At 67.9% G+C, this 10,439-nt stretch carries 10 protein-coding genes and 1 tRNA gene; 6 read left to right on the top strand and 5 right to left on the bottom strand.

Translation table 11 applies throughout. The features are described 5' to 3' along the window. Nucleotides 1–7 precede the first annotated feature (7 nt). Nucleotides 8–241, top strand: coding sequence for a transcriptional regulator (locus D4740_RS12180; RefSeq protein WP_182911417.1), 234 nt, complete (start codon nucleotides 8–10; stop codon nucleotides 239–241). A 224-nt stretch (nucleotides 242–465) separates the two neighbouring features. Here the strand turns inward: D4740_RS12180 and mscL are convergent, their stop codons facing one another. The 3 genes from mscL to D4740_RS12195 form a co-directional block, all read right to left on the bottom strand. Then, entirely contained in the window at nucleotides 466–849 is a 384-nt protein-coding gene (gene mscL / locus D4740_RS12185) for a large conductance mechanosensitive channel protein MscL (RefSeq protein WP_119837143.1), read from the bottom strand. Nucleotides 850–939: 90 nt separating this feature from the next. Continuing rightward, a complete protein-coding gene (locus D4740_RS12190; RefSeq protein ID WP_119837144.1) occupies nucleotides 940–1,695 on the bottom strand; it encodes an SAF domain-containing protein in 756 nt (251 codons plus the stop codon). Nucleotides 1,696–1,866: 171 nt separating this feature from the next. Then, nucleotides 1,867–2,529, bottom strand: a complete 663-nt coding sequence (locus D4740_RS12195) for a 5-formyltetrahydrofolate cyclo-ligase (protein WP_119837145.1) — start codon at nucleotides 2,527–2,529, stop codon at nucleotides 1,867–1,869. A 296-nt stretch (nucleotides 2,530–2,825) separates the two neighbouring features. Here D4740_RS12195 and glp point away from each other — a divergent pair, with 296 nt between their 5' ends. The 4 genes from glp (at nucleotide 2,826) to D4740_RS12215 (ending at nucleotide 6,569) form a co-directional block, all read left to right on the top strand. Next, entirely contained in the window at nucleotides 2,826–4,037 is a 1,212-nt protein-coding gene (glp, locus tag D4740_RS12200; RefSeq protein WP_119837146.1) for a gephyrin-like molybdotransferase Glp, read from the top strand. Between the two features lie 36 nt (nucleotides 4,038–4,073). After that, nucleotides 4,074–4,844 carry a GNAT family N-acetyltransferase gene (locus D4740_RS12205; protein ID WP_119837147.1) on the top strand — a complete coding sequence of 257 codons (771 nt, stop codon included), beginning with the start codon at nucleotides 4,074–4,076 and terminating at the stop codon, nucleotides 4,842–4,844. Nucleotides 4,845–5,027: 183 nt separating this feature from the next. Beyond that, entirely contained in the window at nucleotides 5,028–6,377 is a 1,350-nt protein-coding gene (locus tag D4740_RS12210; protein ID WP_119837148.1) for a hypothetical protein, read from the top strand. Nucleotides 6,378–6,496: 119 nt separating this feature from the next. After that, nucleotides 6,497–6,569 (top strand) — tRNA-Ala (locus D4740_RS12215). A gap of 324 nt (nucleotides 6,570–6,893) precedes the next feature. Here the strand turns inward: D4740_RS12215 and D4740_RS12220 are convergent. Next, a complete protein-coding gene (locus tag D4740_RS12220; protein WP_119837149.1) occupies nucleotides 6,894–8,183 on the bottom strand; it encodes an MFS transporter in 1,290 nt (429 codons plus the stop codon). 185 nt (nucleotides 8,184–8,368) lie between these two features. Continuing rightward, a complete protein-coding gene (locus D4740_RS12225; protein WP_119837150.1) occupies nucleotides 8,369–9,097 on the bottom strand; it encodes an SDR family oxidoreductase in 729 nt (242 codons plus the stop codon). Nucleotides 9,098–9,468: 371 nt separating this feature from the next. Here D4740_RS12225 and D4740_RS12230 point away from each other — a divergent pair, with 371 nt between their 5' ends. After that, on the top strand, nucleotides 9,469–9,876 hold the full coding sequence (locus tag D4740_RS12230) for a DUF4342 domain-containing protein (protein WP_119837151.1): 408 nt from the start codon (nucleotides 9,469–9,471) through the stop codon (nucleotides 9,874–9,876). Nucleotides 9,877–10,439 lie beyond the last annotated feature (563 nt).

Below are 10,439 nucleotides of genomic sequence, written 5' to 3' on the forward strand. Positions count from 1 at the left end.
GAGGGTCGTGGTCCTGTCTCCCGGGGACCGGGACCGTGTGGCCCGTGGCGAGGTGCCTGAGGACCTGGCGCGGGCTGACTCCACCGCTGAGGCCTTGAGAAGCGTGGCTACCCGCGGCGAGAGTGCTCCCGGCAGCACCTGTGGCAGTGGTGGTGCTGACAGGGCTGACAGCGTCGTCAGCCCAGACTGTGACAACACTAACGACGCCCGTCTGCTGCGTGACGTCCCACCCCACTGGTAGCACCCCACCAGGTGCTGGGCAGGTGCTGGGGCGGGTCGGGTGCAGAGCTGCCCAGGGCAGGAGAGCACTGACTGCACAGCCTCGTCTTCCTGGCTCGTCCTGCTCCTGTCACGGTCCATCCCAGTGCGCAGGACCCTGGCCGGAGCACGTGGTGAGTGTCCTGGCCAGGGTCCTGCGGCTGAGAAGTCTGTGGCGACCTGTCCCGGTTGCCACAGGGCTGGGAGTCAGCCCCGCTGCTGGGAGAGCAGGTCGCGGATCTCGGTGAGCAGCTCGACGTCGGTCGGCTCGGCAGCCTCCTCGGCCGCCTTCCTGCGGCGCTCGTTAAGCCTGTTCATGGGCATGACGATGCAGAAGTAGACGGCTGCGGCGACCAGGAGGAAGTTGACGAGCTGGGTGACGATCGTGCCGGGCTGGATCATGTCAGAGCCGTTGATGGAGAACTCACCGACGGAGTCGAAGTTCGGCTGACCCACCAGGGCACCGATAATGCCCATGATGACGTTGGTGACGGCCTCGACGATAGGGGCGAAGGCAGCGCCGATGATGACGGCGACGGCGAGGTCGAGGACGTTGCCCTGGGCGATAAAGTCCCTGAAGCCCTTGATCATGTTGGTCCTTTCATAGCGGCGCTGGCATCTCAGCCATCGTGCGCCATCGGGGGAACGGAACAGGCGCGCTCCACAAGCGGCCACAGCGGCTCACGGACTCAGGACAATACCGAGCGCTCCAGTGGTGGCCGCAGCGGCAACCAGGGTAGCGTCACCTGAGGAAACAGCAATGGTGACAAGTGTGACTTTCGTCCCTGGTCCCCAGGGGGTGCTGTCGTCACCCGGCTGGGTCATGAGGACTCGCGCCCTGCGCGTCAGCACGGTTGACTCTGCCCCCTGGAGGGGTACCGGGCTGGACAGGACGGAGGGGGCGTCCTCGGAGGGATTCTCAGCAGCCTGTGTGCTGCTGGTGGCATCGCCACGTGCGTCGATGACGTCTACCTGCGCCCCTGGCTCCGCCAGCTCTGCCCCGACACCGACCGGTACCTGAACGACTCGCTGGTCAGGATCGAGCCCCTGGGTCAGGGCCGCGCTCGTCATGGAGGTCGTAAGAACGGTCCCAGGCTCCAGGGTGATGGCTGAGCGCTGGCCAACCACCTCCTCCCCGGCCAGGCCGGACTCAGGTAGCCCCTGTGCGGGGACGCTGCGTCGGACCACGTCGTCCTTGGTGACGACCGTGCCGGCGCTGACTTGCCTGGCGGCCACCAGCACCTCCTGGGTCGAGGGCGGGTCGGGGCGCAGCACGTTCAGCGTCGCCACCGCCGCGGCCGCCAGGCAGGCGGCTACGACCAGGTGCCGGTGCCGCCACAGCAGGAGGGAGGGGCGCCGCGCTCGGGTACGGGGCTGTGGCCGTGGCGAGCGCGGGGAGGAGGACCTGGCTTGACGTGTGCGACGACCTGCGATCATGCGGCTATGGTGCCTGTCCCCTCATCGTGAGCTGTCTGAGGACAGTAGTCCTTGTTGACGAGGTGGACCGAGCCTGGTCTGTGGTGCCCTGGCCCGGCCTGAGCGGGGAGCCCCGGGCGGGCAGGGTGCCGGGGCGATATGGTCGACGCGCGCGGGGACACCGGGACGGAGTCAGCCCGGGGGCGGTCCGCTGGAGGAGAACTGCGACCCCTCCAGCAAGAACCACTGCTCCTCACAGATGACGGCGTCAACACGCTGGTCGTGCGGCTCGACCGGGAGGCGGTCAGTGAACAGCTCGTCGGGGTGGACGACGGCGAAGGCAGGGGCGCCGTCACGGCGTAGGGGCAGCATGCGGTCGTACCAGCCGCCCCCCTGGCCCAGCCGGTGCCCTGAGCTGTCTACCGCCAGGGCCGGGACGATGAGCGCCTCCGCCTGTGCTACTGCCTGTGCGGGCAGCGTCTGCCCGCCAGGTTCGGGTGGGCGTCCCGGTGAGCGCTCAGCCAGGTCGTGGTTGCCGCGGAAGCGACCCCAGCAGCGGGCCAGGCGTGGACCCAGGACGGGCAGCAGCACCTCAACCCCCTGCTCACTCAGCCGCTCCAGCAGGAGCCGGGTGCAGGGCTCGGCTCCCACGGAGACAAAGACGGCTACGCACTGGGCGCCGTCCACGGCCTGGAGGGCGTGGACGGTGAGCGCCTCGCACCCGGGGCCGTGACCGTGGGTGGGATGACGGTGGAAGGAGGAGCGGCGCTCCCGGAGAACCTCGCGCAGCCGCTCCTTGGCGTCGTCAGTCGTAAGGGCTCCGGTGTCAGGGAGGGTGCGGGCGCCATCGCTCATGACGTCATTGTCTCAGGTTCCCTTACCGAGGTACATACCCAGTGCGTACGGAGGGCGGGCGAGGCACGCGTGCCCGTGGTCTGTGGGCCTCTACGGGTCCTCCACAGCTTCTCTTTCTCTGCGCGCCTCTGCCGTCTCCTGACTGCGCCCAGGTTGCTGGTTCGCCCCCGCTTGTGCTGGTGCTGCGTCGTCCCGCATCTCCTGACGGGTCAGGTCGAAGGTTCGCCCCCGCTTGTGCTGGTGCTGCCGGTGAGGGCTGCGGGGAGGTTCCTGCGGCTGGGCGGTAGCCTGGGGTCATGAGAACAGTCGCCGAGCACCTGGCCGCGTGCCTTGAGACCGTCCAGGCGGCTGCGCCGCTGGATGTCGCCCTTCCTGACGCCGTGACGTGCGTGCTGGCCCAGGACGTCGTGGCTGGGGCCGACCTGCCTGCGGCCGACCTGGCGGGAGCCGACGGCTACGCTGTTGCCTCTGCCGACCTGGCAGGCGCTTCCCTCGCGGAGCCCGTCACCCTCAGGGTGGTGGACGCCGTGCGGGCCGGGGAGGGGCGCTCTGGTCGGCTGGTGCCGGGCTGCGCGGTCCTGGTTGACTCCGGGACGGTCATGCCTGTAGGGGCCGATGCCGTAGTGCCGTGGACACAGACTGACCGTGGTGCGGACCGTGTCGCGGTCTACGGCGCCGTGCCTGGGGGGCATGGTGTGCGCCACCGTGCCGAGGATGTCGGGGCTGGGACGACGGTGCTGACCCAGGGCACCAGGGTCAGCGCCAGGCAGGTTGCTCTTCTTGCCGGCCTGGGACTGAGCCGGGTGCGGGTCCGTCCCGTCCCCCGTGTCGTTGTGGTCCCGGTCGGGGACGAGCTGGTTGAGCCGACGCGTGTCCGTGAGATCGAGGCGGTCTGTGACGCCAACGGCGCCGCCCTGGCCTCTGCCGTGACCGAGGCCGGCGGGCAGGCCTTCAGGGTGGCGGCAGTGCCCGATGACCTGAGTGCGGTGCGAGAGACCCTGGAGGACCAGCTGGTGCGGGCCGACCTCATCGTGACCACCGGCGGGCTCTCGGCGGGCCAGAGTGACTGCGTCAAGGAGGTCCTGGCGCCACTTGGGACCGTCCGCTTCGACTCGGTGGCCATGGTGCCGGGAAGGCAGCTGGGGTTCGGGACGGTCGAGGGCACTCCGGTCTTCTGCCTGCCCGGGGACCCGGTCAGCGCACTCATCGCCTTCGAGGCCTTTGTTCGTCCGGTCGTGCGCCAGGTCGCCGGGTACGCCAGCCTGTACCGTAGATCCCTTCCCGCCGCAGTGTCGTCGGGCTGGCACTCCCCGGCGGGGATGCGGGAGTTCGTCCCGGTTCACCTGGTCGGCTCCCCCTCGCGCGGCTACCGTGCTGAGCCGACGGCACAGCCTGGGGCCACGCGGCTCTGCGGGCTGGCCAGGGCGAACGCGATCGCTGTGGTCCCGGAGGACACGCACACCGTTGTCGTCGGGGACACCCTGCACTGTCTTCTTCTGGACGCCTGACAGGGCCGGACGTACAGCCCGACTATGGTCAGGGTTATGCGTAGACCGGTTCTCACACGCAGGCAGCCGGGCCACAGTCCGGAGGACCTCCGGGCGGGGTGGTGGTCGTGGGCGGCTGCCCTGCCCTGGCGCAGATCGGTGGCCTCTTCTCGTTACCTGTGGCCTGTACGCCTGTGCCAGGAGGATGTCACTGCCCGGGGCCTGGTACGGGACGCGGGCGTAGTGTGCCTGCGTGAGCTGCGGCCTGGCGACGAGGAGGAGTGGCTCCGGCTGCGCCTGTCCGAGGCGGGGCGGCTGGCACCCTGGGAGGCGACATGTCCTTCCCAGGCGCGTCAGGACCTGCCCACGTTCGCTGACTATGTGCGGCAGCAGGCACGGCGCGCCCGGCAGGGACAGGCTATGCCCTTCGTCCTGGAGGTGGACGGGATGCTGGCGGGGCAGGTAAGCGCCGACCCGATCCAGTGGGGGTCTGTGCGCAGTGCCCAGGTGGGCTACTGGGTCGCCTCTGCCTACGAGGGGCGGGGAGTGATGCGTCTTGCCGTCGCTATGGCCGTGGATCACCTGCTGGGACCGCAGGTAGGCCTGCACCGTGTCGAGGTCAACGTGCGTCCGGGAAACCGGCGCAGTATTGCGCTGTGCCGTGCGCTGGGACTGCGTGAGGAGGGGCTGCGTCGTGCCTTTATGCATATAGACGGGGACTGGGCCGACCACGTGTCCTTTGCGGTTCTTTCCGAGGAGCTTGGTGGCGCAGGGATGGTGGCTCGGCTGGAGGCGCGGGCGCAGACGCGAGGCGCCTGTGACTCATGAGGTTTTCGATGCAAGGGTGGTTTATGAGTTAAAAGATCATGCGTGAGTGTGGGACATTCCGGATGTCCTGTCGCTGAGCGGTCGGCGACTTACCGACGACTTACCGACGACTTACCGAAGACTTACCGACGACACGGAGTGTTCCTCCGTTGATGGGCGCGTTGATGCACATACGGTTGAGATGTGGGAGTTGAGGTCTGGGCGTTCGCTGCCCTCGTCGCAGTTCTCGCTGTGTACCTTTTCCCGTTCCTGGTGCGGCGTCGTGAGATGACCGGCCAGTCCAACATCCAGGACCGCTACTCCGCCGAGCTGCGGGTCCTGGACACGGGAGCCACGGCGGCTGCGGACAGTGCGTGCGGGCGTGGCGGGCACGCGGAACTCTTTCGACGGCGACCGGAGGTCAAGGGGATGAACAGGCCGGCGGTAAGGAACGTGAGAGCCCTGCGCACAGAGCGGGAGCTCGGGCGCGCCCGGAAGGCTCACGCCCAGGCCCGGGAGCGTCGTCGGGCGGCGGCGGCCCACCGTGGTGTCGTCGCCTGTGTCCTGCTGGGGGTCTCCCTGGGGGCATGGGTCGTCGGGGCGCTGACGGTGCTGCCCTGGTGGCCTGCCCTGGTGCCGACGGCGCTTATGGGGGTCTCCATGGTGGCGGGACGGAGGGCGGCGGTGGCCTCTGCGCAGGCCGATCGGCGCGAGCGGCACCGGATCGCTGAGCTGGAGCGCGAGCTGACAGGACTGACCGGACGCCGTCCCACAGTGCCGGTCGTGGCCAGCAAGCGCTCCTTGCGCACACAGCAGCAGCCTGAGTCCCAGCCGCGCGTCCCGGCACCGGACTTTGACGACGCCGTTTTGTCCGAGCAGGACCAGCCTTCGGTCCATGTCGCCCCCAGGTTCGTCCAGGAGTCGTTCCAGGTGCGGACGCAGTCGAGGACATCACCTCAGGCTGAGAGCTCGTCTGCCTCGCTCCGGAGCGAGGCAGACGAGGAGGTCGGTGCGGCAGCGGTCTCCCCGGAACCTGCGTGGGGTGCGGCGACAGCAGACGCCGACGACGCGACTCGTCGACCCGGCGTGGAGACTCCCCGGGCAAGACCGCCGCAGACGCCGCAGGAGAGCCTTGCTGCACCGCCTGAGGCCGGTGGCGGTGGCGACGTCGAGGCCGTGGGCCAGGTGAAGGACGAGGGCTCGGTGGGTAGGGTCGTCACTGCGGGCGACCCCCCGACGGCTGGCGCGGATCAGCCTGCGAGCCGGGACGAGCCGAGCCGGGGAGGCGCGAGGAAAGGGCGTGCTGAGCTCCCGACAGCGACTCCGCCCCAGGGCTGGCGCCCGGTCCATGTTCCTGCCCCCACCTACACGCTTGCGGCTCGGGCTCCTCGACGTGCCTACGAGGAGCCGGTGGTGGAGCCGGGCGTCTCCGTCCCAGTGCCAGCACGTCCACACCGGGTCAGGACTTTTACCGCGCCGGACTTTGAGGAGCGGGACTTCCAGCCGATCGACCTGGACGCAGTCCTGGAGCGCCGCCGTGCCGCAGGCGAGTAGCGGCGGTGAGTCAGGTAGTTTAGGAAGGGCCAGCCAGCTAGGTCCAACTAGGTGGGCGGTCTCACCACAGGTGGCGTTGGTGTCGGGTGCGGCAGTGGTGCTACCATCATGGGGCACTTGGGGCTATGGCGCAGTTGGTAGCGCGTCTCGTTCGCAATGAGAAGGTCGGGGGTTCGAGTCCCCCTAGCTCCACAGAGACTAGTGAGATCAGATTGTGCCGTCGGGGCTAGGCCTGGCGTTGCCTGTCGCCCCGCCTGGGCTGGGAAAGACCGTGGCGTCCTGCTGGGTACCTGCCCTAGGCCCTCGGCACGGAGGAGCTCCATGCTCAGTGTCCTGGGTCCTCGACGGTGCCGTTGACGGATAAGGTCGGCTGGGCTGGTAGTAGGCATCCCTGGAACGGGCGGCTAGGCTGGCGCACCTCCAGCGCCCGGTGGGTGGGCAGCAGCCGACGTGCTGCTGCCCACCCACCAGTGGCGGTCCGCGGGGTCGCGTGTCCAGGAGGGCGCGGGATAGGGCTTACGCGGCGGTTGGTGCGCTCGCGGCCTCGCGGGACACGGGCAGCCGACGTCCCTCGGGGGTGAAGCCCGGCTGGGGCGGGCGGATGAACACCGTGATGAGCGAGCCCAGCAGGTAGAGCAGAGCGTAGGCCCAGCACACTCCGCCGAAGCCGACGAAGGGCAGCAGCGCAGTGGCGATGGCAGGACCGAAGAAGGTGGTCAGGCCTGAGGCCAGATTGTGTGCCGATATCGCCGCGCCACGGTGCTCCGGGGCGATAGCGGGGAAGATCGCGCCCATGGGAACGAAAGCGGTAAAGCCCATTCCCAACAGCGTGGCGGCGGCGTACAGGAGCCAGAGGTTGCCACCAAAGAGCTGGGGGATGTAGTAGAAGGCCAGGGTACCTGCGGCGCAGAACCAGCATCCGTACCAGCGCATCTGTCTCATCCACCCAAAGCGGTCGCCGATAATCCCCCAGAACACGTTCCCAAAGACGGTCACCAGGAACATCAGCGCCCAGACACGCATCCACTGCTGCTGTGTGATCCACTCGCCTCCGCCGTCCTCGTCGGTGGCCAGGTAGAGCGGCATGATGACGGGAAACCCGTAGAGCGTGAGGTTGCAGATGATCCTTACCACTGCCGCCAGGGCAATCTCCCGGTTCTCGGCCAGGATCGTGGCGCCGCGTGCCAGTTCGCGTATCTTGGCGCCTCGGTCCAGGTCTGCGCTCGCGTTCCGCGGGGAGGTGGGTACCAGCACGAGGCAGATGACGGTGCCTACGCTCGCCCAGGCTAGTGAGATCCACAGGGTGCGGTACTCCCCGACGACGGGCACGATCCAGCTGGGCAGGTAGGCCCCGAGCACGCCGATACCGATGGAGTAAGAGGTCCAGAACCACCCCATGGCTGAGGCGAGTCTGGATGTGTCCACGGTCTGGGCGATAAGCACCACGAAGGAGTAGATGAACAGCGGGTAGGACAGGCCTCGGATCGCGTAGACCGACAGGATCAGGGGGTAGGACCCCAGTGGCAGGGCTATGCCCACGAACACCAGGTGCAGCGCCAGCCACGACGTGCCGCCGATCATCATGACGCGCTTGGCGCCGAACATCTCGGCCAGGACCCCTGAGGACCAGCCGGCCAGCGCCGCCATGAAGCCGTAGCAGGTAAAGACCAGGCTTGCCTGGGGCGACGTGAACCCCTGGTCAACCAGGTAGGGGGACAGGAAGGTCAGCTCAAATCCGTCCCCTGTCATGAAGACGGCTATGGCGAGGAAGCCGAAGGCCAGCTTGCGGGGCATTCCGATATCCATGGGTCACCTCGTTGTGTCGTCGACGGCCGCTCCGTCGGTGGCATGAGTATGTCCACGGCCTGGGTGACGTCCTAGAGCCCTGCATGGCACAGGCTGGTACTTTGCTGACCTCGGCTGGCTGTTGGCGTGACGGGTGGTGCCGGCCGACGTCTGTCGGTCGACACCACCGCATCAGGGCAGAGTGCTCACCTGTTGGTGTAGCCTCCGTCGACGGGCAGGCAGACCCCGGTGATCATGGCCGCCTGGTCGCTGAGGAGGAAGACGACGGGGCCGGCGACGTCGTCCTCGGTGGCCCATCGTCCTAGCGGCATCTGCTCGAGGAAAGGGCCCTCGACCTCGGGCCGCCCCCAGTACCAGGCGGACATAGGGGTCATCACGACGGTAGGGTTGACGCTGTTGACACGGATGTTGTAGCGGCCCAGCTCCAGCGCGCTGACCCGGGTCATGTTGTCCATCGCCGCCTTGGAGGACCCGTAGGCGATGTGTCCCGTGAGTCCCACGAGGCTGGCCTGGCTGGATACGTTAACGATGGAGCCGCCCCGGCCGTGACGGATCATCTGCCGCGAGGCGTGCTTGGTAACCAGCAGCGTGCTGCGGGCGTTGATCGCCATGACCTTGTCGAAGACCTCGACGTCAGCCTCCTGGGGCGTCTCGATGGCGCCTCCCCAGCCGGCGCAGTTGACTACGCCGTCAAGGTCCCGTCCCTCAATGGCGTCACGGACCTCGTCCTCCTTGGTGACGTCGAAGCGTAAGGTGGTGGCGCCGGTCTGGGCGGCGAGAGCAGCCAGGGCGTTCTCGTCGCGTCCACAGGCCAGCACCTGAGCGCCCTGGGCCGCCAGCATGCGTGCGGTTGCGCCCCCGATGCCTCCGCTTGCGCCGGTGATCAGAACTGTTCGTCCGCCGAAGTCGTGCATGGTGTGGTCCTCCAGATGTCACGTCGCTGTGATGGGTAGGTGCCCTAGGCCCCACCGGGTCTGTACGATTGTCGGCGTGCCCTGGGCGCCACCACTATGCTGGCACCACTTGGTCCTGGTGTCACGGCCCTGGTACCCAGACCATGAAGCGTTCTGAGCCTGGCAGTGTCGGGGCTGGGGCGTTGGAAGGTGACAGGGAATATCCTGGCACCCGGGGCTGGTGGGTGCAGCGGTGCGGCCTGTGTTGATCTCGGTACCTGGCGCCTGGCCTGTTCCCTCGCGTGTGTCGGGGTGGGTAGCGCCACAACTAGGGACGAGTCAGGGTGGTCCCCGGTAGTCGGGGACGGGGGTTAGCCAGCAGACTGGGTCGCATGACGACACAGAAGACACCTAAGCCCGGGGCAGGTGAGCCCGGCCAGCAGTCTGGTACCACTAGCCAGCCGAGTGGTTCCCACACGGTCCTGGAGTGGATCGACGTGGCTGGGGACCAGCTTGTCTCCACCGTCAGGCGGCTTATGGCCGACGGGAGCGTCCGCCGCGTGGTCCTGCGGGACTCATCGGGGCGTGAGCTGTTCAGCATCCCGATGACGGCAGGCGTGATAGCCGGAGGCGTCACGGTTGTGGCCGCGCCGGTGCTCGCCGCTGTCGGCGTCGTTGCCGCCATGGTCACCAGGGTGACTCTGGAGGTGGAGCGTACTAGTCCCGGTTCCGCGACGGGGGCTGCTGATCCCGGGCCGACTGGGGGAGGAGAGAAGGAACACGCCACCAGCCGATGCTGATACGGCTCCACCACCCCGCCTCTCCCTCCCACCCAGGGGCGCGAGTGCCGAGGAGACGCCCCAGACGGGGGACACGACTGGCTGAGCTGGCTGAGACGGGCGAGCGAGGGCGGCTGAGACGAGGGGCGGACCGGTCCCGGTGCCTCTAGCCGGAAGTGGGTGCTGGGACGGCGCCAGCCGGTAGCCCCAGTGCCCACGCGAGCGAGTGTCGAGGGTCACTCGTCACGAAGTTGACCTGAAGTTCTGAAGGTGGTTAAGTACTCGTCCGTCGCCGGAAAGGGCAAGACCCGGAACGGAGGCGTACCAAGCTCGATAACAAGCCGGGTTAACTACTCGGGCTGCTTCCTTCTGAAGTGCTTGTAGTAGTCCTGGTGGAGATGTCGGGTTGCTCTTGCTGGTTGTGCTGCTGCTGTTGTTGTGGTGGTGTGGCTGGTTGTGGGTGTGTGGTTTGAGATCTCGATAGTGTGTCTTGTTCTTTTATGCCTGTCTGGGTGGGGCTGTCCTGCTGTGGGTGTGCCTGGTTGTGGTCGTGCGTGTGTGCGTGCGGCTGGTCGGGTGTGCGT

The sequence above is a fragment of the Actinomyces sp. 2119 genome (assembly GCF_003591215.1).
GTDB lineage: Bacteria > Actinomycetota > Actinomycetes > Actinomycetales > Actinomycetaceae > Actinomyces > Actinomyces lilanjuaniae.